Source organism: Lentzea xerophila, from assembly GCF_051094245.1.
In the GTDB taxonomy this organism is placed as follows: domain Bacteria; phylum Actinomycetota; class Actinomycetes; order Mycobacteriales; family Pseudonocardiaceae; genus Lentzea; species Lentzea xerophila.
Genome location: NZ_CP194934.1, coordinates 8,782,913 through 8,805,762, shown reverse-complemented (window position 1 = coordinate 8,805,762; position 22,850 = coordinate 8,782,913). Strand labels below are relative to the sequence as shown.

23 protein-coding genes and 3 tRNA genes are annotated in these 22,850 nt (G+C 69.5%); 13 read left to right on the top strand and 13 right to left on the bottom strand.

What is annotated here, in order from left to right:
- The first annotated feature begins 63 nt into the window (after positions 1-63).
- Entirely contained in the window at positions 64-2,082 is a 2,019-nt protein-coding gene (locus tag ACRSBM_RS42385) for an NACHT domain-containing protein (protein ID WP_434452476.1), read from the top strand.
- On the opposite strand, the gene ACRSBM_RS42380 is transcribed toward ACRSBM_RS42385, so the two are convergent.
- Genes ACRSBM_RS42380 through ACRSBM_RS42370 form a run of 3 tightly spaced genes read right to left on the bottom strand, consistent with a single transcriptional unit; the run spans position 2,018 to position 5,453 of the window.
- On the bottom strand, positions 2,018-4,255 hold the full coding sequence (locus ACRSBM_RS42380; RefSeq protein WP_434452473.1) for an FtsX-like permease family protein: 2,238 nt from the start codon (positions 4,253-4,255) through the stop codon (positions 2,018-2,020). The genes ACRSBM_RS42385 and ACRSBM_RS42380 overlap by 65 nt on opposite strands.
- Positions 4,252-4,932 carry an ABC transporter ATP-binding protein gene (locus tag ACRSBM_RS42375; protein WP_434452471.1) on the bottom strand — a complete coding sequence of 227 codons (681 nt, stop codon included), beginning with the start codon at positions 4,930-4,932 and terminating at the stop codon, positions 4,252-4,254. The genes ACRSBM_RS42380 and ACRSBM_RS42375 overlap by 4 nt, the downstream gene beginning before the upstream one ends.
- Positions 4,929-5,453, bottom strand: a complete 525-nt coding sequence (locus ACRSBM_RS42370; protein WP_434452469.1) for a PadR family transcriptional regulator — start codon at positions 5,451-5,453, stop codon at positions 4,929-4,931. Before ACRSBM_RS42370 ends, ACRSBM_RS42375 begins: the two co-directional genes overlap by 4 nt.
- An 86-nt stretch (positions 5,454-5,539) precedes the next feature.
- On the opposite strand from ACRSBM_RS42370, the gene ACRSBM_RS42365 reads away from it, so the two are divergent.
- The gene (locus ACRSBM_RS42365; protein ID WP_434452467.1) at positions 5,540-6,025 is read left to right on the top strand and encodes a CGNR zinc finger domain-containing protein; all 486 of its coding nucleotides are present in this window, start codon (positions 5,540-5,542) and stop codon (positions 6,023-6,025) included.
- Here the strand turns inward: ACRSBM_RS42365 and ACRSBM_RS42360 are convergent.
- Positions 5,998-7,194, bottom strand: a complete 1,197-nt coding sequence (locus ACRSBM_RS42360) for a DUF445 domain-containing protein (protein WP_434453475.1) — start codon at positions 7,192-7,194, stop codon at positions 5,998-6,000. The two genes, ACRSBM_RS42365 and ACRSBM_RS42360, sit on opposite strands and share 28 nt — an antisense overlap.
- 80 nt (positions 7,195-7,274) lie before the next feature.
- On the opposite strand from ACRSBM_RS42360, the gene ACRSBM_RS42355 reads away from it, so the two are divergent.
- From ACRSBM_RS42355 to ACRSBM_RS42335, 5 genes are all read left to right on the top strand, one after another.
- A complete protein-coding gene (locus ACRSBM_RS42355) occupies positions 7,275-8,438 on the top strand; it encodes a pyridoxal phosphate-dependent aminotransferase (RefSeq protein WP_434452465.1) in 1,164 nt (387 codons plus the stop codon).
- A gap of 96 nt (positions 8,439-8,534) precedes the next feature.
- Positions 8,535-9,065: an RNA polymerase sigma factor gene (locus ACRSBM_RS42350; protein WP_434452463.1), complete on the top strand. Its 531-nt coding sequence runs from the start codon at positions 8,535-8,537 to the stop codon at positions 9,063-9,065.
- Positions 9,062-9,421: a hypothetical protein gene (locus ACRSBM_RS42345; RefSeq protein ID WP_434452461.1), complete on the top strand. Its 360-nt coding sequence runs from the start codon at positions 9,062-9,064 to the stop codon at positions 9,419-9,421. The genes ACRSBM_RS42350 and ACRSBM_RS42345 overlap by 4 nt, the downstream gene beginning before the upstream one ends.
- Positions 9,418-11,667 carry a CHAT domain-containing protein gene (locus tag ACRSBM_RS42340; protein ID WP_434452459.1) on the top strand — a complete coding sequence of 750 codons (2,250 nt, stop codon included), beginning with the start codon at positions 9,418-9,420 and terminating at the stop codon, positions 11,665-11,667. Before ACRSBM_RS42345 ends, ACRSBM_RS42340 begins: the two co-directional genes overlap by 4 nt.
- An 810-nt stretch (positions 11,668-12,477) precedes the next feature.
- Positions 12,478-13,296 carry a hypothetical protein gene (locus ACRSBM_RS42335; RefSeq protein WP_434452457.1) on the top strand — a complete coding sequence of 273 codons (819 nt, stop codon included), beginning with the start codon at positions 12,478-12,480 and terminating at the stop codon, positions 13,294-13,296.
- 296 nt (positions 13,297-13,592) lie between these two features.
- Here the strand turns inward: ACRSBM_RS42335 and ACRSBM_RS42330 are convergent, their stop codons facing one another.
- The gene (locus tag ACRSBM_RS42330) at positions 13,593-15,029 is read right to left on the bottom strand and encodes a PLP-dependent aminotransferase family protein (RefSeq protein WP_434452455.1); all 1,437 of its coding nucleotides are present in this window, start codon (positions 15,027-15,029) and stop codon (positions 13,593-13,595) included.
- 61 nt (positions 15,030-15,090) lie between these two features.
- On the opposite strand from ACRSBM_RS42330, the gene ACRSBM_RS42325 reads away from it, so the two are divergent.
- Positions 15,091-15,744, top strand: a complete 654-nt coding sequence (locus ACRSBM_RS42325) for a YczE/YyaS/YitT family protein (RefSeq protein WP_434452453.1) — start codon at positions 15,091-15,093, stop codon at positions 15,742-15,744.
- On the opposite strand, the gene ACRSBM_RS42320 is transcribed toward ACRSBM_RS42325, so the two are convergent.
- Positions 15,695-16,222: a Clp protease N-terminal domain-containing protein gene (locus ACRSBM_RS42320; protein WP_434452452.1), complete on the bottom strand. Its 528-nt coding sequence runs from the start codon at positions 16,220-16,222 to the stop codon at positions 15,695-15,697. The two genes, ACRSBM_RS42325 and ACRSBM_RS42320, sit on opposite strands and share 50 nt — an antisense overlap.
- The gene (locus tag ACRSBM_RS42315; protein WP_434452450.1) at positions 16,219-16,428 is read right to left on the bottom strand and encodes a helix-turn-helix domain-containing protein; all 210 of its coding nucleotides are present in this window, start codon (positions 16,426-16,428) and stop codon (positions 16,219-16,221) included. The genes ACRSBM_RS42320 and ACRSBM_RS42315 overlap by 4 nt, the downstream gene beginning before the upstream one ends.
- A gap of 61 nt (positions 16,429-16,489) precedes the next feature.
- Between ACRSBM_RS42315 and ACRSBM_RS42310 the strand changes: the two genes are divergently transcribed.
- Positions 16,490-17,200 carry a hypothetical protein gene (locus tag ACRSBM_RS42310; RefSeq protein ID WP_434452449.1) on the top strand — a complete coding sequence of 237 codons (711 nt, stop codon included), beginning with the start codon at positions 16,490-16,492 and terminating at the stop codon, positions 17,198-17,200.
- Positions 17,201-17,246: 46 nt separating this feature from the next.
- On the opposite strand, the gene ACRSBM_RS42305 is transcribed toward ACRSBM_RS42310, so the two are convergent.
- The 5 genes from ACRSBM_RS42305 to ACRSBM_RS42285 form a co-directional block, all read right to left on the bottom strand.
- A tRNA-Phe gene (locus ACRSBM_RS42305) sits at positions 17,247-17,320 on the bottom strand.
- Positions 17,321-17,334: 14 nt separating this feature from the next.
- Positions 17,335-17,408, bottom strand: a tRNA-Asp gene (locus ACRSBM_RS42300).
- A gap of 33 nt (positions 17,409-17,441) precedes the next feature.
- Positions 17,442-17,514 (bottom strand) — tRNA-Glu (locus ACRSBM_RS42295).
- 149 nt (positions 17,515-17,663) lie between these two features.
- Entirely contained in the window at positions 17,664-18,293 is a 630-nt protein-coding gene (locus tag ACRSBM_RS42290; protein ID WP_434452447.1) for a ScbR family autoregulator-binding transcription factor, read from the bottom strand.
- Positions 18,294-18,418: 125 nt separating this feature from the next.
- Complete coding sequence (locus ACRSBM_RS42285; RefSeq protein ID WP_434452445.1) at positions 18,419-18,664, bottom strand: hypothetical protein; 246 nt, start codon at positions 18,662-18,664, stop codon at positions 18,419-18,421.
- A 154-nt stretch (positions 18,665-18,818) separates the two neighbouring features.
- Here ACRSBM_RS42285 and ACRSBM_RS42280 point away from each other — a divergent pair, with 154 nt between their 5' ends.
- From ACRSBM_RS42280 to ACRSBM_RS42265, 4 genes are all read left to right on the top strand, one after another.
- Positions 18,819-19,079 carry a hypothetical protein gene (locus tag ACRSBM_RS42280; protein WP_434452443.1) on the top strand — a complete coding sequence of 87 codons (261 nt, stop codon included), beginning with the start codon at positions 18,819-18,821 and terminating at the stop codon, positions 19,077-19,079.
- A 55-nt stretch (positions 19,080-19,134) separates the two neighbouring features.
- Entirely contained in the window at positions 19,135-19,341 is a 207-nt protein-coding gene (locus ACRSBM_RS42275; RefSeq protein WP_434452441.1) for a heavy-metal-associated domain-containing protein, read from the top strand.
- Positions 19,341-21,524 (top strand): heavy metal translocating P-type ATPase, encoded by a 2,184-nt coding sequence (locus ACRSBM_RS42270; protein WP_434452439.1) that lies wholly within the window; start codon positions 19,341-19,343, stop codon positions 21,522-21,524. Before ACRSBM_RS42275 ends, ACRSBM_RS42270 begins: the two co-directional genes overlap by 1 nt.
- 360 nt (positions 21,525-21,884) lie before the next feature.
- On the top strand, positions 21,885-22,187 hold the full coding sequence (locus tag ACRSBM_RS42265; protein ID WP_434452437.1) for a hypothetical protein: 303 nt from the start codon (positions 21,885-21,887) through the stop codon (positions 22,185-22,187).
- A gap of 105 nt (positions 22,188-22,292) precedes the next feature.
- Here ACRSBM_RS42265 and ACRSBM_RS42260 read toward each other — a convergent pair whose 3' ends face one another.
- On the bottom strand, positions 22,293-22,496 hold the full coding sequence (locus ACRSBM_RS42260) for a cold-shock protein (protein ID WP_030477903.1): 204 nt from the start codon (positions 22,494-22,496) through the stop codon (positions 22,293-22,295).
- Positions 22,497-22,850 lie beyond the last annotated feature (354 nt).

Genomic DNA, 22,850 nt, shown 5'->3' with positions numbered 1-22,850 from the left:
AAACGTCACGACACGGGTCACTGAATCGACCTCACACGGATGCGGTGCGTCATGATTCGACGCATGTCCAGATTCCGCCAGCAGGCGTTGCTGACCGGCTGCGTGCTGGCCGCGTTGCTCACCGCGGCCGGTCTGTTCGTGACCGACCACGGCATCAACCCGCACCTGTGGTTGATCGTGCTCGCACTGGCGTTCCTGGGTTTTCTGGCATTACTCGACCCCTGGGTCAGGCGCAGGCACAACGCCGAGCTGAGCACCGACGAGCACCTCGACGCCGCGTGCCGGGCGCTCGCCACCGGCCTGCGGGCGCAGTGGAACGAGGAGGTGCGCTCGCGCGGCCTCACCGACCCCGACGTGCTCGACCTGCACTGGATCGCGCCTGAGCTGGACGTGAGCGACGAGCCGGCCGCGCCGCCCGGACGCAGCGACGCGGTGGTGGGCGCGTTCGAACGGCAGATCAACCGCCGGATGGTGGTCATCGGCGAGGCCGGCACCGGCAAGACGACGGTGTCGATGCTGCTGACGTGCGGCCTGCTGGAGCGCTACGACGGCGGCATGGTGCCCGTGCTGCTGCCGCTGTCGACGTGGAACCCGGCGGTCGAGGACATCCGCACGTGGATCACCCGCAGGCTGTACGAGGACCACCCTGCGTTGCGCAACACCGAGCTGTACGGCAGCTACGCCGGCGATCTGCTGGTCGAGCAGCACCTGGTCCTGCCCGTGCTCGACGGACTGGACGACATCCCCGCCCACCAGCGCGCGGACGCGCTCACGCGGATCGCGAAGGCGTTCGGGGCGAACCGCCCGCTGGTGCTGACCTGCCGCACCGCCGAGTTCGCGCAGGCCGTGCACCTGGCCGGACCGCTGCCCGGCGCCGACGTCGTCGAACTGGCCCCGCTCGACCTGGACGAGGTCTGCGCCTACCTGCGGGCGAGCGCGGACAGCTGGGGCGCCGCCCGCTGGGAGCCGGTGTTCATCCAGCTGCGCGAGGAACCGGACGGCAGGCTCGCGGACGCACTGTCGACACCGCTCACGATGTGGCTGGCCAGCATGGTCTACGCCGACAGCGAGGCCGAGCCGACCGAACTGCTCGACCGCGGCCGGTTCCCGGACGCGCGGGCGATCTCCGACCACCTCTGCGACGAACTGGTGTCGCGGGCGTTCGGGAACAGGGCGTTCGCGCACCACGCGAAGGCCTCACAGGTCTGGCCACGCGACCGCGCCCGCCGGTGGCTCGAGTTCCTCGCCCACGAGATGCGCGACCGGGACATCCGCGAACTGGCCTGGTGGGAGCTGCGCCGGTCGGTCGGCAGCACCTGGCTCGCGGTGCTCGGCGCGCTGGTGCTGGGCGCGATCGGCGGGTTCGGCGTCGGCTGGCTGATGGCATACTCAATCACGCCCTCGCTCGCCCCGATCACCGGCCTGGTCGCGGGGATCGGCGTCGGCGCGGCGGCACTGACCGCGGCGCAGGAGCGCACCACCAAGCCGCGGCTGGGAATCTGGCGCAGCCTGCTGCTGGTACCCGGCGTGCTGGGACTGGCCGCCGGGCTCGTCTTCGGTGCGCTGTACGGACTTTCGGCGGGCCTGGTGGTCGGCCTCGGCCTGGCCGTGGCGATCGCGCTGCGGTTCGCGTTGTCGAGCGCGACCGAGCTCTCGCAAGCCTCCAGTCCTCAGTGGACGATGGCGCGCGACCGGATCGCCGTGTGGACCGGATCCCTCGTGCTGGCCGTGGTCTTCGGTTCGGCGGCGGCACTGGTGTTCGGTCCCGGCCAGACCGGCATGGTCGGGCTGGGCCTCGCGTCCGGGCTGATGCTCGGGTTCGCCCTCGCCGTGCTGCACCTGCGCTGGTGGTGGTTCACCGTCGCACGGATCTGGCTGGCGCTGCGCGGAAAGCTGCCGTGGGAGCTGATGGTCTTCCTGGAGGACTCCCGCAAGCTCGGCGTGCTCTGCCGGGCGGGAGCCTGCTACCAGTTCCGGCACGGACTGGTGCAGGACCGCCTGGCAGAGCACGAGGTGACTACTCGGTCCGCAGGCCAAGTGCTCCGGTCGCCCTTCTCAGCGAAGGCAACGTCAGAGCAGTGACCAGCACGACCAGCCCGACCGAGATGGCGGTGACGATGCCGATGCCCGTCCAGTCGAAGGCCACCTCGGTGCCGAACACCCGCGTGACGAGGACGCCGAGCAGGATGCCGGTCGCCACCGACACGACCGTGGAGATCACCAGCGGAATCCCGTTCTGCCACAGCAGCGACCGGGCGAGCGTTCCGCGCGGCACTCCGCCGGCGGCCATCACGGCGAGCGGCCGACGCCGTTCCCGCACCTGCTCCAGCCCCACGACCAGCAGTGACGCTCCGGCGAGCAGCAACGTGATCAGCGCCGCGCCGTACAGCGCCCTGCGGATCCCGCCGAACACCTGCTCGACCTGATCGGTGTCGTCCTGGCCGATGTAGTAGGCGTACACCCGCCACGAGTAGGGCGCGATGGCGTTGCGCACGTGCTCCGCGACGTCCGGAAGCGCCGTGTTCAGCTCGGCCTGGAACTCGACGGAACCCTTGGCGAGACTGAGTCCCCCGGCCGCGGCGGGCGTGAGGTAGAGGCCTGGGCGGTTCCCGGTCGCCTGCTCCAGCGCGGGAACCGTCCACGTGCCCTCGGTCTTCTCGACGACGATCGAGTCGCCTGCCTTGGCGTCGGTCTGGCCGGAGCCGATCGGCACGACGTACGCCTTGCCGTCCACGCAGTTGGCGATGGTCGCCATCGACCTGAGCGCGGTGCACGTTCCGACGGTGATGCTGACGTAGTCGTCGTCGGGCAACGCCCCGTACGTGCTGGTCAGGTTGTGCACCGCGACGACACCCTCGGTCCTGGCCAGCAGGGCCGGCAGTCCGGTGAGGTCGACGGTCTCGTTCACGGAGACGCTGAGGTAGTTGTGGCTCGCCTCCGCCTTCTCCTCGGCCGTCACCTCACGCTCGACGCCCGCGAGGATCATCTGCAACGTCACGACGCCGGCGAGCACCACCGCGACGCCGCCGACGACCCGCGCCGCCGTGCCCGCGTCGAGCTGCAACCGGCGCGCGGCCAGTTGCAGCGCGGGCGTGGCACCGCGCACCCGGTAGACGACCCGTTCGACCAGCCACGGCAGCAGCACCGGGATCGCGAACATCAGCAGCACGACACCGAGCACGATCGGCAACTGGGCGGGCTTCGACTTCTCGTCGAGCTCGCCGAACTGGCTCGCCAGCAGCGCCGCACCGGCCAGCGCGGGCACGACCCGCCACCACAGCCGGCGCCGCACCGGCTTCTGCTCGCGCACCACGCCGAGCGGTTCGATGATCGTCCGGCGCATGGCGAACACCGAGGTCAGCACCGCCAGCACCGGCACCGCGATGACGACGGCGAGCGTCAACGGCAGCGTCGGCGTGAGGTCGCCGGGGAACACCGCCATCTCGGGGATGGGGATGTCGGCGGCGAGCGGCCTCATCGCGAACAGCAGCCCGAACCCGATCACGAGGCCTGCCAGCGCGCCGGCCAGCGCCTCACCGGACGCGATCAGCCGCACCCGCATCGCACCGGCCCCGACCAGCCGCAACGCCGCCAGCCTGCGGTCGCGCTGCGCCGCGGCGAGCCTGGTCGCGACGCCGACGAACACCAGTACCGGGAACACCAGCACGACCGTGCCGACGATGCTGAGCATCACCAGGATCGTCGGCATCCCGCCGCCGTAGCCCGCCCGCCCGAACGCGTAGACCCCGTTGCCCTCGTGCGGCTCGATCTTCGCGTCGCCCGCGAGGAACCTCAGGTCCTGCGGGCCGTCCAGGCCCGCCGGGGCGAACGTGCCGATGATCTTCTGCGGGAAGCGCGGCCGCAGCAGTTCGCCTTCCTTGCTCGCGAGCAGTTCCGCGAGCCGCGGCGACACGACGATCTCGCCGTCGCCCGGCAGCCGGTCGACACCGGCGGGCTTCGGCGCGTCGGCCGTGAGTGCGCGCACGTAGACGCCCCGGACGTAGTCCGAGCGGAACGCCACCGACGCGTCCTCCAGCAGCAGCGGCGCGGGCCCGGTGCCCTTCGACACGACGTTGCGGGTGTCCGCGCGCTGGTCCCGGTTCCCGAGCGCGTTCGGGATCGACGCGGCGAGCAGCAGTACCGCGACGCACATGCCGATGCCGATGCCTTGGAGCAGGAGCCTCACCCAGGAGTTCCGGCTGCCCCCGACGGCCAGCCGGACACCCAGGGCGAGGTCGCTCAGCACGCGGTTCACCTGGCGAACTCCACGTCCCGCGAACGGCCGTCGCGCACCACGACCTCACGGTCGGAGTAGGCGGCGACGCGCGCCTCGTGCGTGACCAGCACGACCGCCGCACCGGTCTCCCGCGCCGCGGTCGTGAGCAGGTGCATCACCCGCTCGCCGTTCAGCGAGTCGAGCGCGCCGGTCGGTTCGTCCGCGAAGATCACCTTCGGCGCCGTGACCAGCGCGCGAGCCACCGCGACCCGTTGCCCCTGACCACCGGAGGTCTCGCCGGGCCGCTGGTCGGCGACGGTGTCGACCTCCAGCCGGGCCATCCAGTCCTTCGCGGCCCGTTCGGCGTTCCTGCGCTTCATGCCGCTCAACCGGAGCGGCAGCGCGACGTTCTCCAGGCAGGTCAGCTCCGGCACGAGCTGGCCGAACTGGAAGACGAACCCGAACTCGGTGCGCCGCAACTCGCTGCGCGCGCCGTCGTTCATCGTGGTCAGCTCGCGGCCGCGGTAGGTGACCGTGCCGGAGTCCGGCGGCAGGATGCCCGCGAGGCAGTGCAGCAGGGTGGACTTGCCGGACCCGGACGGGCCCATGATCGCGACGACCTCGCCCTCCCGGATCGCGATCCCGGCACCGTCCAGCGCGTTCGTCTTCCCGAACGACTTGTGCAGCTCCTCGGCGGTGAGCAGGGTGTTCGTCATCGGGTCACCTCCTCGGCGAGGGAGTCCAGGCGAGCCGCGGTCAGTTCGAGCCACCGCAGGTCGGCTTCCAGGTGGAACAGGGCGAAGTCGCAGATGAGCTGGTCGGCGAGGTCGCCGTCCGCCTTGCGCCTGGTGAGCTCCCGCATCTTCGCGAGGTGCGCCGACCGTTGCGTGTCGAGCACCTCGATGGCGCTGCGGCCGGAGAGCAGGGCCAGCACGACCTTCGAGTACAGGGTGTTCTGCAGGTACAGCTCCGGCTTCTCCGGAGTGCCGAGCCAGCGTTCTACATCAGTGACCCCGGCGTCCGTGATCGCGTAGCGCCTGCGGTCCGGGCCGTCGCCCGACTCCACCCCGGCCTCGGTCACGTACCCGTTCTTCAGGAGTCGCGACAGGGTCGAGTACACCTGCCCGTAGTGCAACGGCCGGTCCTGACCAAAGCGCTCGTCGTAGGCGCGCTTGAGGTCGTAGCCGTGGCTTGGACCGCCCTCTAGCAGGCCCAACAGTGTGTGTCCGATCGACATGCGGAGCACTATACACACTAGGTATACACCGGTTGTATTCCTCAGATGCCCTGACGGGCAACCGCCGTGGCGCCTACAGTGGTGGGGTGACTGGTCTGACTGTCGGCTGGGATCACGACGTCGAGCTGCTGCTCGACTTCCTGAACACTCGACACGTACTGGACAGTGAAGCCTCCTGGCGCGCATGGGTGACCGAGCGCGGCCTTGGGCGGAGCAGTGAAATCGCGCAGGCGCGCGCGGCTCGTGCGGCGCTGCGGTCGTCCATCGAGGGGTCGTCAGGACCCCAGACGGCAGCGGGCGTCGTCCACATCGAGCTGACCGACGGCGTCCCGGTGCTGTCGAGCTCGGACGCGCTCGGCGCGGTGCTGGCCGCGTCCGCCCGCCTCGCGGTGCTGGGGTCGTGGGAACGCTTCAAGATCTGCCCCGCCGACGACTGCCGGCGGGCGTTCTTCGACAGATCCCGCAACCGCTCGCGCACCTGGTGCTCGATGCAGGTGTGCGGGAACCGCGAGAAGGCGCGCACGTTCCGCAAACGGTCCCGCGCTCAGAACAGCACGTTCGCCGCGGTGTAGATCACCAGGCCGGCGAGCGCGCCGACCACCGTGCCGTTGATCCGGATGAACTGCAGGTCCCTGCCGACCTGCAGCTCGATCTTGCGCGAGGTCTCCTCCGCGTCCCAGCGCTCGACCGTGTCCGTGATCAGCGTGGTGATCTCCGCGCGGTAGTTGCCGACCACGTACCCGGCGGCCTGCTCCAGCCAGCCGTCGACCTTGGCACGCAGCTCCAGGTCGTCGGTCAGGTTGGTGCCGAGCGTGATCAACCCCTGGGTGACGCGCCTGCGCAGCTCGCTGGACGGGTCCTCGGCGGCGTCGAGGAGCATCTTCTTGGCCGTGCCCCACGCGCTGCTGATCAGCTTCTGCACGTCCGGGTGGTTGATGACCTGCTGCTTGACCTGCTCCGCGCGCTGCATCGTGGACGGGTCGGTCTGCATGTCCGAGGAGAACTCGAGCAGGAACTGGTCCACCGCGAGACGCATCGGGTGGTTGACGTCGGTCTTGACCGCCCAGGCGAAGTTGACCAGCTCGGTGTACACCTTGTCGCCGAGCATGGCGTCGACGAACTTGGGCGACCAGGTGGGCGCACGGTCCGAGACGATGAGGCTGACCTTGTCGTAGTTGTCCCGCACCCACTCGTACGCGCGGTCGCACATCAGGTCGACCAGCTTGTGGTGCGCGCCGTCGGTGAGGACCTGGTTGAGCAGCTTGCCCAGCGGCGGGCCCCAGGGCTTCTCGGTGACCCGTTTGACGATGGCGTGCTCCACGACCGCCTGGACCTCTTCGTCCTTGAGGACCGTGATCGCGCCCTTGAGGACGTTCGCGAGCTCGTTGGTGATCCGTTCGGCGTTCGCGGGCTGCTTGATCCACGCGCCGGCCCGTTCCGCGATGCCGGCCCTGCGGAGCTTGTCCTGCACGACCGCGGGACTGAGGAAGTTCACGCCCACGAAGTCGCCGAGCGTCTGGCCGAACATGTTCTTGCGCTCGGGGATGATCGCGGTGTGCGGGATGGGCAGGCCGAGGGGGCGCCGGAACAGCGCCGTCACGGCGAACCAGTCGGCGAGCGCGCCGACCATCCCGGCCTCGGCGGCGGCTCGCACGTAGCCCACCCAGGCACCCTCGAACGCGTGGGTGCCGAAGAAGATGACCGTCGCGCCCACGAGGAAGCTCGTCGCGACGAGCTTCATCTTGCGCAGGTCCTTGCGCTTCTGCTGGTCAGCGGCGGTCAGTTGCTCCACACACTCATTGTCCGTGATGATCCTGCGTTGTGCGGGTACCAGCGCTAGTTCCCCGGTTGCAGCCGTTCACGTCGACCATCTTCGCGGAGATGACGGCGCTGGCCGTGCAGCACGACGCCGTCAACCTCGGTCAGGGCTTCCCCGACACCGACGGTCCGTCGTCGATGCTCCAGGCCGCCCAGTCCGCGATCGCGTCGGGGATGAACCAGTACCCACCCGGCCCCGGCATGCCGGTGCTGCGCCGTGCCATCGCCGCGCACCGCTCGCGGTACGGGATGTCGTACGACCCGGACACCGAGGTCCTGGTGACCGTCGGCGCCACCGAGGCGATCGCCGCGTCGTTGCTGGCCCTGGTCGAGACGGGCGACGAGGTGATCCTCATCGAGCCGTACTACGACTCGTACGCCGCTTCCGTGGCCATGTCCGGCGCGACGCGGGTGACCGTCGGACTGCGCGAGGACGCCTCGGGCCGGTTGGCTTTGGACGTCGACGCCCTGCGCGCGGCCGTGACGCCGCGGACGCGGGCCATCCTGGTGAACTCGCCGCACAACCCGACCGGCACCGTCTTCCGCTTGGAGGAGCTCCAAGCGATCGCCGCGTTGTGCGTCGAGCACGACCTGCTGGCGATCACCGACGAGGTCTACGAGCACCTGGTGTTCGACGGTCTCGTGCACATCCCGCTGGCCTCGCTGCCGGGGATGGCGTCGCGGACGTTGTCGATCTCCGGTGCCGGCAAGACGTTCAACTGCACCGGCTGGAAGATCGGCTGGGTGTGCGGGCCGGCCCCGCTGGTCGGCGCGGTCCGTGCGGCCAAGCAGTTCATGACCTTCGTGGGCGGGGCCCCGTTCCAGCCCGCCGTCGCCCACGCCCTCACCGCCGAACTGGACTGGGTGACGGACCTGCGTGACTCGCTGGCCTCGAAGCGGGCCCGCCTGGCCGAAGGACTGCGCGCGGCGGGGTTCGAGGTGCGTTCGTCGGAGGGCACGTACTTCATCTGCGCCGACGTCCGCCCTCTCGGGTACTCGGACGGCCTGGCGCTGTGCCGTGACCTGCCGGCCCGGATCGGGGTCACCGCCGTGCCGGTCCAGGTGTTCACGGACACGCCGGACCAGTGGAAGCACCTGATCCGGTTCGCGTTCTGCAAGCAGGACGCCGTGATCGACGAAGCCGTGGAGCGCCTCCACAAGCTTTAGTTGTCCACAGGTGTGGATGAGTTTCTCCACAACTGTGGACAACCCACTTTCGGGTGAGACCGGGAGCCTCGGCGGCCGTGTTCGACTCCAAATGGCATGGACTCGAACACTGAGGTTCTCGTCGGCTGGCGCACCGGCTCGTGCGGCTGGGACGCGCTCGTCGAACGCTACTCCCGGCTGGTCTGGTCGGTGCCCAGATCGTTCCGCCTGAGCCACGCCGACGCCGCCGACGTCTACCAGTGCACCTGGCTCTGCCTGGCCGAACACCTGACCAGGCTGCGTGAGCCAGAGCACCTGGCGTCGTGGCTGGTCCGTACCGCGACCCGGCAGTCGATCACCGTGCTGCGCACCCGTGGACGTGAGGTGTCGTACGACCTGTGGGAGCCGGAGTCACCGCTGCCGGCGCCCGACGAGGTCGTCATCACCAATGATCGGCAGCGCCGGCTGTGGTCCGCGCTCATGACCTTGAGCGAACGGTGCCAACGGCTGCTGAAGATCGCCGCCCACAGCCCCGAGCTGAGTTATGCACAGGTTGCCGACGCCCTGGGGATAAAGCTGGGGAGCGTTGGTTCCACGCGCAGCAGGTGCCTGGCTGAGCTGCGGCGGAAGCTGGAGGGCCTGCGATGAGGGACTCGCTGCTCGACGAGATCGCCGACCTGCTCAGCTCGGACGTCCCGCCACCCGCTCTCACCCCGCGGCCGACCGGTCTCGACCCGATGGAGGCTGTGGACGAACCGGTCCGCGGGCCTTCCCGCCAGCTCGTGTTCCACGTCGGCACGGGCCGGTTGCACCTGCAGCTCGACTCCGGTCATCTCACCGGCGTGCTGGACGACAGCGGCGTGACGGTCGAGGTCCGTTCGCCGTCGTCGGTCCGGGCGCTGCGGCCGGATCCCGAGGGCTGGTTCCGCGCCGACGTCGAGCCGGGACCGGTGTGCGTGACGGTGCCCGAGCTGGGCCTGACGACGGGGTGGTTCGTCGCATGAGCGCCAGCGCCGACCCACGGGCGACGATCGCGAACACCGAGGTTCGCGGCACGAAGGCCGAGCGGGCCGACGCACTGCACGACCTCGGCGTCGCCCACGTCGAACTGGGGCACCTCGACGTCGCGGCACGGTTCGCGCGGCGCGGACTGCGGCTCACGGGTGAGGCGAGGTTCCACCTCACGCTCGCGTGGATCGACCTGGACAGAGGCCGGCACAGCCAGAGCCTCCGGCATCTCGACCTCGCCACGCCGCACCTGCGAGGCCGGGAGCTGGCGAGGGCCAGGTGCCTGCGCGGGCTGCACCTGTGCCAGTCGGCCGAGCCACGGCTCGCCATCGCCGAGCTGACGGCGGTCATCAGGGAGTTGCGCAGATGCGGTGACGAGCGCTGGCTGGCCAACGCGTTGATCGGGCGCGGGATCGCCCGCTGCAACGCCACCCAGCTGACCAGGGCCGAGGCCGACTTCGCCGCGGCGCAGACGTTGCTACAGGCCGTGGGAGAGCCGGGGCGTGCGGCGATGTGCCTGCACAACAGGGGTTTCGTCGCGATGCTCGCCGGTGATCTGCCGCTCGCCCTGCGCCGGTACGAGGAGGCCGCGAAGGCGGGACTCGACTCGGCGAGCAAGCCCGAGGCACTGGTCGACAGGGCTGAGGCGCTGCTCGCGGCCGGGCTCACGACGGAGGCGCGGCGGGTGCTCGCACCCGCGATGGAGCTGCTGCGCCGGTGCCGGCGGCACGTGCCCGAGCTGGCGGTTCTGAGTGCGCGGTGTGCGTTGCGCGACGGCGATCCGGCGCCAGCACGCAAGCTCGGCGGGTCGGACGTCGAGTTCATGCTGGCGGCGGGGAAGCTGGATGCCGTTGCGGCGCACCGGTTCCGCGGGCCGGTGCAGACGCGGGCGCTCGGGTGGCTCGCGCAGGCCAGGAGGTCGGATCGCCGAGGTGCGCTGGCCGCGTGCCGGGCGGGGTTGAGGTTGCTGGACGAGCACCTGGGCGACTGGCCTCGGCGGGAACTGACCGGGCACGCGCTGGGACTCGCCCGCACGCCGCGCGAGGTGCTGCACTGGTCCGAACGGCATCGCGCTTCGGTCACCTTGCCTCCCAACGAACCCGAGCTCGCGCGGGCGCTCACGGAACTGAGACGAGCGAGGGCGTTCGGGCTGCCACTGGAGGCACTGGAGCGGGACGTCCGCAGACTCACCCTCGCCTCAGCGGCACAAGCAAAAGACCACACGACAAGGGATCCACAGCTTCCACTGGTCAGCTTCATCGTCCACGAAGGACAGACAAAAGCGGTCACACTGATCGACGGACGCGCCAGCCTGCGCACGATTCCCGAACCCGCCGAGCTCGTCCGCACAGCGAGGCTTGCGCTGCGTGCGGGCCGCGCGGTCACCACGGACCTCCTGCCGGAAGCGGACGAGATCATCGTCGTCCCGGACGGCGTACTCCACGACATGCCGTGGGCGGCGCTCGGCCGTCGCGTCCACGTCGTCCCGTCACTGCGGCACTGGCGTCCGTTCAGCCACGGCGGACGTCGTGTCTGGGTGACCGGACCGCGCCTGAGAAGCGACGAAACCACCGCACTGCAACGAAAACACGGCGGCGAAGTACTCAAGTCCACTGTGGAGGCAACCGTAAAAGGGCTGGAGGGAGCGGGAATCGCGCACATCGCAGCGCACGGTCACGTCAACCCGGACAACCCGTTGTTCTCCTACCTGGAACTGGAGGACGGCCCGCTCTACGGCTACGACATCGCGCGCATCGAGAACCCGCCGGAGATCGTCGTGCTGTCGGCCTGCGAGTCGGGCCTCGCCCGCGCGTTCCTCGACGCCGGCACCCGCGCCGTGATCGCCGGCGTCCTCCCGGTCCCGGACGCGCGGATCAGCGAGACGATGGCCGAGGTCCACCACCGCATCGGGCACCCGGCCGAAGCGGCGAGGGCCGTCGCGCACCTCGGGTTCAGCTGTTACGGCACCGGGACCAGGGTCGCCGCGTGCAGGGCGGCCGCGAACGAGGTGCCGGTGCACAGCAGCTGCGACGAACCCACCGTGGCCGGCACGTCGACGCCCGAAGCGACCACGTCCACCCACGAACCGTGTCCCGAGAATGCCTCCGAGGCGCCCACCGCCGTCACCGCGGGCAGGGCGGCGGGCCACCAGGGACGCGACGACCCGCCGTTGCCCGCCGCGGCCACGACGTTGCGGCCACATTGCGCAAGAACCGGCGGACACGCGTCGTCGAACGAGTAGGTACCGGACGCGACCAGCACGACCGGCAGGTCACGGGTCGCCCTCAGGGCCGCGGCGAGAGTCAGGTCGTCGCCGAAACCGGACGGTGTCAGCACGGGGAACGGACGCACCGAGGCGCCGTGGCGGTGCAGGACTCCGGCCACCAACGAGCCGTGCGGCGCATCGAGAGGGGTGTCGAGCAACGCGACGGTGCCCTCTCCCAACAGGTCGGGGAAGCGTTCCCCCACCACCGGCCGGGAGGTTCCGATCATGATCGGACACGAGATGTGAATGTGGTTCGGAGTGGCTCCGACGTCCGAGGCGATGTCCACGACGCGCGCTCGTTCGGGTGCTTTCAGGTACATGCGGATGGCACCCGAAGCGATCTCCTCGTGCGAGTAGATGCCTCGCAAGCGCTTGCGCACAGTGGGTGCGTCCACCGGCAGCACGACCAGTTCCCCCGAACGGACCAAACACTCGTTTGGGCCACCCTCATCGTGCACGTGTATCGGGCCGAGCGCCCTGGAGGCATGACCGACCAGCTCAGAGAGGCTGTTCACCTGCTTGGGCGCGTCCACATCGGACACGATCCCGCGCCGCGAGCCCGTCCACACGGGACCGACGCGCAATGTCACTCGATCCGATGACGACACTGACGGTGTTCATGCCTGATCAGGGCAACACGGACAGCCGCATGAGACCGCCCGTCCGGGTGTTTAAGCCCGAGTTGGGCCGCAAACCCACTCTCCAGTGCTAGACATAGCTCAACGTCGACCTCCGACGGCGCTCTGGCGTTGGCGATGACCTCAACGGTGGACGGGTGGTGATCCTGTGGCGAGTGGTGGAGCCGGCGCACTGCTGCTGCGGGCCGCTGCGCTCGGCGGCCTGACCGCCGCCGCCTGGTTGCTCGGCGGGACGACCGCGTCCGCCGACTCCGAGCCGCCGCCACCCGTCGAGATCTCCATCGAGGTTCCGACTCTGTCCGAGGGCCCGGTTCTGTTCGAATCCCTCGCGCTGTCCGAGGACCCAGCGGCCTGGGCCAGGTCCTTCACCGCGGCCGTCATCGAGAAGAACCAGCCGGAGAAGCTCGTGTCCCCGCCGGTCGTGACCAAGCCGGAGGAGCAGCCCCAGCAGGAGCGGCCCCAGGAGGAGGACGAGGGCCCGACCCTCGACTTCAGCGGCGGCACCCAGGGCAACACGCGGTCCGGCTCCATCTCGAACACCGCACCGCCCGAGGTCATCGCGGCGAAGGCTCAGGCCCGCGCCGCCAGGAAGGCCGCGAAGCTCGCCGCCGAGATGCCGCCTCCGCCACCCGCTCCGCCCGTCGTCGCGGTCACGAGGACCGTGCCGCTGCTGCCCGTTCTTCGGGTGCCTGCTCCCGTGAAGACGGAGCCGGCGCCCGTCAGCGACCTCAACTGGACCGTTCCCGGCCCGGACGCGCCGCTGCCCGCGCCGCCGTCCGCACCCGTGGTCACCACGGCCTCCGCGTCGTCCGGCCACACCGACAACTCCGGTGGCACGCGCGGCGTGCTCGCCGTCCTGACGTCGCACAACTCGCTCTTCCCGCCCACCACGTGGTCGGTCGACGAGCGTCGCGACGGCACTGTGCCGGGCAGCATTCCCGGCCTTCCCGCCACGTCACCTGACTGAGTCCGACAGGACAAGTCTGCCCTCTGCGCGATTTGTGACCGTCTCGTGCCGTCGCGCCAGTAACTCCTTCTTCGATTTCCCGTTGTACGCAAGGAACCCAAGTCTTCCTGACCTGCCAACCGCGCCCTGGCAGGTCGGGTCTGGTCCGAGTGCCGCGCTGCCCCCGCAGGCTCGGACCGCACGGGAAACCTGCGGACGGGGGACGTCAATCCCTGGGACGTTCCCCGCCGCAGGCCTCTCGGTGGCAAGTTCGTCGGCCCGGTCTCCACCGCTGCGGGAGACCGGGCCGACGTGTCTCACGCGACCGGTACCGCCAGGTCGGCATCCGCCGGAAACCCGGTACCCGCAACGGATGCAGCCACCACACCCAAACGGCCGATCGCCTCGCGCAACACTTCGGGCGACTGCGTGTACGGCACTCGGAGCATCTGCTCGCACCCGCCGTGCACCGCGAACCGGGGGCCGGGGACGAGTCGCAGACCGTGGTTCTGCGCCACCACGGCGATCCGCGTGCTGACCGGGCCGTCGAGCGCGCACCACACCCCGAGCCCGCCGGAAGGCACCTCGAAGCTCCACTGTGGACAGTGAGTGCGCAGTGCCTCGACCGCCACGTCCCGTTGCACCAGAGCCTCCGCGCGTCGTTGCCGGAGAACGCTTTCCGGTGACTCGAGCAACGCGGCCAGCACGAGCTGCTCGAACACCGGCGTACCCAGGTCGATGGCGGCACGGGTCGACAGCAGCCGGTGCACGATGTCGGCGGACGCCCTGATCCACCCGATCCGCAGCCCGCCCCAGTGCGACTTGCTCGCGGACCCCAGCGTCACCACCGACTCGCCGCCGAACGCCGCCATCGGCAATGGTGCCGGGGAGTCGTCCAGCACGAGCTCCACCAGGGTCTCGTCGACGACCAGTGGCGTACGCGCCTTGCGCAGCACGGCGGCCAGCGACTCGCGCGACTCGGACGACATCCGCAGTCCGGTCGGGTTCTGGAACTCCGGGATCAGATAGGCCAACCGGGGGCCTGCCTGACGCAGCGCCGCCTCGAATCCCTCCAGGTCCCAGCCGTCACCGAGCATCGGCACGGGTACCGGCACCCCGAACGACGCCCGCACCGCCTCCAGCGCGTTGGGGTAGCTCGGCTGCTCCACCAGCACCCGGTCGCCGGCCCCGACGAAGAGCCGCAGCACCAACGCCCACGCGTGCTGCGCGCCGGACGTCACGACGATCTGGTCGGGTGACGTCGGCAGCCCACGTTCCGCGTAACGGTCGGCGATCCGCTGCCGCAACACCGGGAGCCCACGTTCGTCGTACCCGTGCGACGCGAGGTGCTCCGGCATCTGGCCCAGCGCGACGTCCATCGCCAGCCGGATCGACGGCAACGCGGGAGGCGCGGCGCGGGACAGGTCGATCAACGTGTCGTCGGTACCGGTGATCCCCCCGCCGGTACCGACCGGCCCGTTGATCCACGACCCGGCGCCGCGCCGCGACTCCACCACCCCCTCGGCCCGCAGCTGGTCCAGCGCGGCGGTGATCGTGGTGCGACTCACAGGGAGCACGTCGGTGAGCTCCCGCTCGGACGGCAACCTGGTACCCACGGGCAGTCGGCCGTCCGCGACCAGCAGTTTCATCGCCGCGGCGAGGTCGTTCGAGCACTGCCGGGCACCGCCGCGCTGCCACGATCCGAGCAGCCGGACGAGCCGGACACCCGATATACGTCCACCTGGTGGGAGCATGAGGCCAATTATCCCGAATTGGCTATGGATTACCAGGCCAATCACAACTCACTATGGCCACATGGCCTCCATGACCGCACTCCACCAGGTCTCCGTCCGGATCGCACCCGCCCGTCGCCTCCCGCAGCTCTTCGCAGGCCTGTGGCTCTACGGCGCGAGCATGGCGATGCAGATCCGGGCGACGCTCGGCCTGAACCCGTGGGACGTGCTGCACGAGGGCCTCACGAAACGAACCGGCCTGAGCTTCGGCCTGATCACCGCGATCGCCGGCGTCCTGGTGCTGCTGGCGTGGATCCCGCTGAGGCAGAAGCCCGGCCTCGGCACGATCGCGAACGTGGTGCTCATCGCCGTCAGCGTCGACGTGACGCTCGCGATCCTGCCCGCGCCGGAGGGACTCGTGCCCAGGATCGCGTTCCTGACACTGGGCATCGTGCTGAACGCCGTCGCGTTCGCCGCGTACGTCGGCTCCCGGCTCGGGCCGGGCCCGCGCGACGGCCTGGTCACCGGCTTCTGCCGCCGCACGGGCATCTCCCTGCGCGTGACGCGCACCGTGCTCGAACTGCTCGTGCTCGGCACCGGCTGGCTGCTCGGCGGCACGGTCGGCATCGGCACGATCCTCTACGCGCTGGGCATTGGCCCGCTCGCGCAGCTCTTCCTGCCCGCGCTCACCTGGCGCGAGCGCTCGCGGCCCGCTTGCGAATCTCCTCGTACGTGACACCGCGCTCGGTCAGCACCTCGGCCACGATTCCCTTGCCCACCAACAACGCCAGCAGAATGTGCTCGACCCCCAGGTAGTTGTGGCCGAGGTCGCGCGACTCGCGCAGCGAGTTCTCCAGCGCCTTCTTGAACGCGGGCTCCAGCGGCATCCCGAACCACCGCCGGCGCGGTCCCGGCCGCAACACCCCGGCGCCAAGCGAGTGCTCGACCGAGTCGATCACCGCGTCGACGTCGATCCCCAAGCCCCGCAACGCTTCCGCGTCCGCCTTGGTCAGCCCGCCCTTGCGCCGGTAGTCCCGGAACGCCGTCTCCAGCTCGTCGCGCGGCAGGTCGAACCCCGCCAGCACCGGCGAGTCGAGCAACGCCAGCAGCAAGTGCTCCACGCCGACCTCGGCGGCGTGGACCCGTTCCGCGTCCCGCACCGCGGCCTTGACCGCCTCACGGGCTTCCTTGGTGAACCGTTCCGCGATCATCATCGACCCCCGTGCTTCTTGTGCACCGCCTGGCGCGAGACCCCGAGCTCCGCCGCGATGTCCTGCCACGACCAGCCCTGGGCCCGCGCACTGCGGACCTGGGCCGCCTCCAGATGTTCCAAAAGTCGCCGCAGAGCGGTGACGGCCCGCAACCCGATCTTCGGGTCGCGGTCCCCAGCCGCTGTGGCGAGATCCGTCGCTTCGGTCATGATGTCAACGTACGTTGACAACCGCCGTTCGTCAACCAAAGTTGACACGTACGGTGAGGACGTGCAGATCGAGACCGCCGAACAGGGCGCTCCCGGACGAGTCACCGAGGACCGGATCAGGGTGCTGCCGAACGCCGTCGTCGTCCTCGACGGAGTCACCTCGCGAACCAGGCCACCCGACCGCAACGGCGGTTGGTACGCCACGGAACTCGCCGACGAGCTGGCCCGGCTGATCAACGACACCGACCCGTTGACGGACCTGCTCGCCCAGGCCATCACGAACCTCGTGCGGCGACACGATCTCGTGCCCGGCGACTCGCCGGCCTCGACCGCGGCGATCGTGCGCTGGAACGACGAGACCATCGACGCGCTCGTGCTGTGCGACACCCCGGTGGTCGCGTTCGGACAGTCCACTCGCGTGCTCGAGGACACGAGGCTCGAAGATCTCCGGCCGGACCCGGACATCCTCCGATGGACGAACAGGCCCGGCGGTTACTGGGTCGCCGAGGCTGAACCCGGTGCTGGACACCAGGCTCTGACCACCACCTGGGTTCGAGCGGAGACCACAAGTGTGATCGCTCTCACAGACGGTGTCTCCTGTGGAGTGTCCGAGTACGGGCTCTTCGCCTGGGAGGACCTCGCGGAACTGCCGCTGGACGAGGTGCTGGCCCGAATCCGCGAAGCCGAGCGCGGTGATTCGGAGCGCACGCGTTGGCCCCGCTACAAAACCCACGACGACCAGGCCATCGCCCGGATCAGCTTCAGCGCATAACGAAAGAAGCCCCGCAGCGTTCCGCGGGGCTTCTTTCGAAGAAGGATGGCCAGGGGCGGGGTCGAACCGCCGACCTACCGCTTTTCAGGCGGTCGCTCGTACCAACTGAGCTACCTGGCCATGAGAAGAAAAAGCGACCCAGACGGGACTCGAACCCGCGACCTTCGCCGTGACAGGGCGACGCGCTAACCAACTGCGCCACTGGGCCTTGCTTGTTGCTGTCTTACCGTACCGTACTACGTGCCCCCAACGGGATTCGAACCCGCGCGACCGCCTTGAAAGGGCGGGATCCTAGGCCGCTAGATGATGGGGACTAGCTGGTCTCTGGAAGCATCGTAAGCATATGCCATAGGTCCACGCACCTCCAAAACGGGGGTCCCACTTGTGCGTTGAGCTGCTCAAACCCGCTTCCGGGCGAGATCGGCCAGATCAACAAATGCCTGTTCAGGGCCTGGCGGGGCCTTCAGGACTTTTCCCGCGCACTTTGTGATCCAGACAACTTCCACGCGGAACACGCGACGGAGGGCAGCACATGGCCCAGCACCTCGCGGATTCGGTCGGGGAAGTCAGCGCACCCCGTCGTCGCCGAGGAGATGAGCCGGGAACCGAGGGCGGCGCCGCACAACGTCCGCGCGACGGCGTCCGGATCGACGCCGGGACGCAGGTCTCCGCGCTCGCCCGCCTCGATCACGTAGGTGGCGACCAGCTTCTCCCACAGCAGATGCGTGTTCGGGACGCCCGGATAACCGACCTCGCGATCGGCGTTCAGCCGTACGCCGGCCCGCAGCACGACGTCGGTGGCCATCCGGTCGGCCGACTCGACGAACATGCCGTGCAGCGCGCTCAGCGGATCGAGGCCGCGCGCCCGCCACGACTCCCTGAGCTGGGCCCACAGTTCGCTCTGCCGCTCGATCAGGGCGTCGGCGATCGCGGCCTTGGAGGGGAAGTGGAAGTAGAAGGCGCCCTTGGTGAGCCCGGCGCGCGCGAGCACGGCGGTCAGCGACGTGCGCTCGTACCCGAGCCGGTCGAACTCCTGCGCCGCGGCGTGGAGGATCGCCTCACGGGTCGCGTGCGCCCGGTCCTGCTGGGGCATGGACCAAGGTTAGCCGTTGCCGCTAAAGAGACCCGTGGGTATGTTTCGAGATGCGGCCCTGTCCCGCAGACGCGCTCCGGGGGGTGCGCGTCTGGAGTCAGGGCCGCATTCGCGTGCCCATCACGTCACCGCTGCACCGGGGGCGTTCCTCCGTCCTCGCCCGGTGACAGGCCCAGCATGTCGAGCAGCATCCGGCAGTCCTCGGTTCCGAGTGCGCTCCGCGCGACCGCGAGCCTCGCCCGGTGGACCTGCTCGTCGGAGATCCGCGAGGGTTCTCCGCTGCGCTGGGCCGGCACGCTCGGCCCGCCTTGCCGCGACATGCTGTCGTCCTGTGTGATCAGGAACTTCCGAACTTCCAGTGACCCGCTCATGAGAACCCTCCCCGACTTGAGGTTGGCGCGAGGCTAAGCGACCTGGGACAACGGCCGCAGCCCCCCGCAGAGTGATTCCACCGGCACCCAGCGTTACTTTCCGTACAGGTGCGGCGTGTGTCTCGTGGGGAACTGGCCAGGGGATGATGGACAGATGACTGACCCCACGCCGGAGCCTTCCCCCGAAGCAGAGGGCCAAAACGCGTCCCAGATACCGCCCTCGGTCGACCAGCGGGAGATCTTCAAGGCGATCAGCGGCATCGACCTGAACACGATCGACGCCGACATCGAGTCCGCGTTCGGCTCCAGGATGGCCGAGCTCGACAAGATGCTCGAGGGCCTCGACGAGCTGGTCGACAAGATCGAGAGCAACATCCAGAACCTGGACCAGCCCAAACCCGAGAGTCCTCAGTAGATCGCGTACCCCAGGGGGGTATAGACTCGGAGCCCCGTAGAGAGAAAGGGCTCCCATGTCCGTCACCGCCACCTACACCGTCACCGGCATGACCTGCGGCCACTGCGTCAGCTCGGTCACCGAAGAGCTCGGCGAGGTCGCCGGCGTCACGGGCGTCGACGTCGTCCTGGAGACCGGCGCGGTGACCGTGACCAGCGACCGCGAGCTCGACCGCGCCGAGGTCGTCGCCGCCGTCACCGAGGCCGGGTACCAGGTCGCCTGATGACCACGACCGAGCCTCGTCACGTCGAGCTCAGCATCAGCGGCATGACGTGCGCCTCCTGTGCGCGGCGCATCGAACGCAAGCTGAACAAGCTCGACGGTGTGTCCGCCACCGTGAACTACGCGACCGAGAAGGCCAGCGTTCAGTTCCCGGACAGCCTGCACGTCACCGACCTGGTGTCGACAGTGCGGGCGGCGGGCTACGACGCCGAGGAGCCCCGGCCGGAGGCTCCCGAGCCCGACGAGGCCGGTGAGCTGCGGCTGAGGGTCACCCTCGCCGCGGTGCTCGGCGTGCCGGTGATCGCGTTCTCGATGGTCCCGGCGTGGCAGTTCCCCACCTGGCAGTGGGTGTCGCTGGCGCTCGCGAGCGTGGTCGTGTGGGTGTGCGGCTGGCCGTTCCACCGGGCCGCCGCCGTGAACGCGCGGCACGGCGCCAGCACCATGGACACCCTCGTCTCGATGGGTGTCACGGTCTCGTACCTGTGGTCGCTCTACGCGTTGGTCCTCGGCGAGGCCGGGACGATCGGCATGCGGCACGAGTTCAGCCTGCTGCCGCGCCCCACGACCTCCGGCGACATCTACCTGGAGGTCGCGGTCGGCGTGACCGTGTTCCTGCTGCTCGGACGCTGGCTGGAGGCCCGGTCCAAGCGCAGCGCGGGTGCGGCCCTGCGGTCGCTGCTCGCCCTGGGCGCGAAGGACGTGGCGGTGCTGCGCGACAGCGGGGAAGTCCGCGTGCCGATCGCACAGCTCCGTGTCGGCGAACGGTTCGTGGTCCGTCCAGGTGAGCGGATCGCCACTGATGGGCTAGTGGACGAGGGCAGCTCGGCCGTGGACCGCTCGATGGTCACCGGGGAGTCGGTGCCGGTCGAGGTCAGTGCGGGCGATTCCGTCGTCGGCGGGACGGTCAACGCGGGCGGCCGGCTGGTCGTCACGGCCACCTCGGTGGGTGCCGGCACGCAGCTCGCGCGGATGGCCAGGCTGGTCGAGCAGGCCCAGGCGGGCAAGGCCGAGGTGCAGCGGCTGGCCGACCGGGTCTCCGCCGTGTTCGTCCCGGTCGTCGTGCTGATCGCGCTGGCGTCGTTCGCCGCGTGGCTGCTGGCCGGGCGGCCGCTGGAGTTCGCGGTGACAACGGCGGTGGCGGTGCTGGTGATCGCGTGCCCCTGTGCCCTGGGACTGGCGACGCCGACGGCGTTGCTCGTGGGTACGGGCCGCGGCGCCCAGCTCGGGATCCTGGTGAAGGGTCCCGAGGTGCTGGAGTCGACGCGGCGCGTGGACACCGTCGTGCTGGACAAGACCGGCACGGTCACGACGGGGCGGCTGACGCTGGTCGACGTGGTGCCCGCGGACGGCGTGGCGGGCGACGAGGTGCTGCGGTTCGCGGCGGCCGTCGAGAACGCGTCCGAACATCCGATCGCCGCGGCGATCGGGCGCGAGGTCGCCGAACTGCTTCCGGTTTCCGACTTCGTTTCCACCGATGGCATCGGTGTCAGCGGCGTCGTGGAAGGCCGGCGCGTCGTCGTCGGCCGGGTGCGCGACGTTTCCCTGCCACGGGAACTGACTGAGGCCGCAGTTGCACACGCGACTCGAACGGTTGTAGCGGTTTCCTTTGATGACAAGGTTGTCGGAATCATCGCCGTGTCGGACGTCGTGAAACCCACGTCGGCACAAGCGATTCGCTCGTTGCGCGAACTGGGCCTGCGCCCGGTGTTGCTCACCGGCGACAACGCCTCGGTGGCCGCGCAGGTGGCGGCCGAGGTGGGCATCGACGACGTCATCGCCGATGTCATGCCCGACGGGAAAGTCGCCGCGGTCCGGAATCTGCAGGCACAGGGCCGAGTCGTGGCCATGGTCGGCGACGGCGTGAACGACGCGCCGGCGCTCGCGGCCGCGGATCTGGGGCTGGCCATGGGAACCGGGACCGACGTCGCGATCGAGGCGAGCGACCTGACCCTGGTGCGCGGCGACCTGCGCGTGGCGGCGGACGCGATCCGGTTGTCCCGCAAGACTTTGGGCACGATCAAGGGGAATCTTTTCTGGGCGTTCGCCTACAACGTCGCTGGACTTCCACTCGCGGCGCTGGGCCTGCTGAACCCCATGATCGCGGGGGCCGCAATGGCTTTCAGCAGCGTGTTCGTTGTTACCAATAGCTTGCGACTGCGGGGTTTCCGCGCATCGGCAACTTAAGAATCTTGCTTGCGAACTCTCCCCAACGGGCGTGTGCGCGTGCAACAATCCAAAGAGCTGACACACCCCCGGTCAGCGCCTGTGGAGATCCCCTCCGGCCCCCGCGTTCCTCCCCCTGGCGCGGGGGCCTCCGCAGCTGTGCGTGAGTCTGCTCGGCTTACGCCTCGCCGCCTCACGCTGCGGGTGTCTTCTGGGGGCCGAGCCCCCAGACCCCAGCCGGGGGCAAGCCCCCGGACCCCCGTAGGTCGGCCATGGATCTTCGCCAATCGTCCCCGGCCCGGGTTCGCTTGGAAACCACACCTTGGGGTGACCCGGCTCACAAGGGTTTGGGTTCCGTGACCGAGCCGTTATCGTGTCCCGGTGCCTATCGGATCCCTCGGACGCTCCAAGTCCGGCCGTCACCGCCCCGCGGACGAACCGCAGGCGGAGACGCTGCCCGACGAGGAGCTGACCTCATACCTGGCCGCCCTGGCCCCGGACTCGGACAACGAGACCACCGCATCGGGCTTCGGCAACGCGCAGGTGTACCAGCTGCGGCTCCAGCTCATGGCCAACGAGCAGCTCAAGGAGCTCGCCGCCGAGCGCCAGACATCCCCGCAGGCGCTCGCCACGGAGTGGGTCATGCAGCGCCTGGAGTGGGAAGCGCGGCAGCGCGGCCACTAGTACAACGACTAGTACTGGCGAAAGCGAAACGAGGAAGGACCCCCGACCGAGCCCGGTCGAGGGTCCTTCGCACGTACGACTCGAATTGCGGCGTATTGCTGTGAATCAGACCGCGCGGACGTTCTGGGCCTGCGGACCCTTGGTGCCCTGGCCGACCTCGAACTCCACTCGCTGGTTCTCCTCCAGGGTGCGGAAGCCCTGACCCTGGATCTCCGAGTAGTGGACGAAGACGTCTGCGCCGCCGTTGTCCTGGGCGATGAAGCCAAAGCCCTTCTCGGAGTTGAACCACTTGACAGTGCCCTGTGCCATGTACCTGCCTCCATCGCAGGAAAGCTTGGGGCTGCACCGTGCAACCCCGGCCGTCCCGGGGGCGTTCGGCTCACTCCGTGAGAGCGCACCGCACGCCCGCGTGTCGTTCCGCGAGCGTGTGAAGCACGAACACAGAAACCACGGCCTGCGCGGGTCAGCCTAACGTGTGATTGGTCATAGCACTACTGGTCATTACTGGCCAGTCGCTTGCCTCAATAGGGGTAAACCCGCTGGTCCGAGCGGGTGATCGCAATCTCCCAAGCAACGTGTAGCGACCCTGCGCGTCTTCTCCAGCGTTGGACGAGGGGATCTTGGGGAGAGCACGTGATCCGGCCACTGGTTTTGGCTTTGTTA

Coding starts and splice junctions, on each gene's coding strand:
- ACRSBM_RS42340 (WP_434452459.1), top strand. CDS start 9,418: ATGAGCGCCAGCGCCGACCCACGGGCGACGATCGCGAACACCGAGGTT.
- ACRSBM_RS42370 (WP_434452469.1), bottom strand. CDS start 5,453: ATGTCGATCGGACACACACTGTTGGGCCTGCTAGAGGGCGGTCCAAGC.
- ACRSBM_RS42315 (WP_434452450.1), bottom strand. CDS start 16,428: ATGACCGAAGCGACGGATCTCGCCACAGCGGCTGGGGACCGCGACCCG.
- ACRSBM_RS42260 (WP_030477903.1), bottom strand. CDS start 22,496: ATGGCACAGGGCACTGTCAAGTGGTTCAACTCCGAGAAGGGCTTTGGC.
- ACRSBM_RS42270 (WP_434452439.1), top strand. CDS start 19,341: ATGACCACGACCGAGCCTCGTCACGTCGAGCTCAGCATCAGCGGCATG.
- ACRSBM_RS42375 (WP_434452471.1), bottom strand. CDS start 4,932: ATGACGAACACCCTGCTCACCGCCGAGGAGCTGCACAAGTCGTTCGGG.
- ACRSBM_RS42385 (WP_434452476.1), top strand. CDS start 64: ATGTCCAGATTCCGCCAGCAGGCGTTGCTGACCGGCTGCGTGCTGGCC.
- ACRSBM_RS42345 (WP_434452461.1), top strand. CDS start 9,062: ATGAGGGACTCGCTGCTCGACGAGATCGCCGACCTGCTCAGCTCGGAC.
- ACRSBM_RS42285 (WP_434452445.1), bottom strand. CDS start 18,664: ATGAGCGGGTCACTGGAAGTTCGGAAGTTCCTGATCACACAGGACGAC.
- ACRSBM_RS42360 (WP_434453475.1), bottom strand. CDS start 7,194: ATGAAGCTCGTCGCGACGAGCTTCCTCGTGGGCGCGACGGTCATCTTC.
- ACRSBM_RS42350 (WP_434452463.1), top strand. CDS start 8,535: ATGGACTCGAACACTGAGGTTCTCGTCGGCTGGCGCACCGGCTCGTGC.
- ACRSBM_RS42320 (WP_434452452.1), bottom strand. CDS start 16,222: ATGATGATCGCGGAACGGTTCACCAAGGAAGCCCGTGAGGCGGTCAAG.
- ACRSBM_RS42280 (WP_434452443.1), top strand. CDS start 18,819: ATGACTGACCCCACGCCGGAGCCTTCCCCCGAAGCAGAGGGCCAAAAC.
- ACRSBM_RS42275 (WP_434452441.1), top strand. CDS start 19,135: ATGTCCGTCACCGCCACCTACACCGTCACCGGCATGACCTGCGGCCAC.
- ACRSBM_RS42330 (WP_434452455.1), bottom strand. CDS start 15,029: ATGCTCCCACCAGGTGGACGTATATCGGGTGTCCGGCTCGTCCGGCTG.
- ACRSBM_RS42325 (WP_434452453.1), top strand. CDS start 15,091: ATGGCCTCCATGACCGCACTCCACCAGGTCTCCGTCCGGATCGCACCC.
- ACRSBM_RS42290 (WP_434452447.1), bottom strand. CDS start 18,293: ATGCCCCAGCAGGACCGGGCGCACGCGACCCGTGAGGCGATCCTCCAC.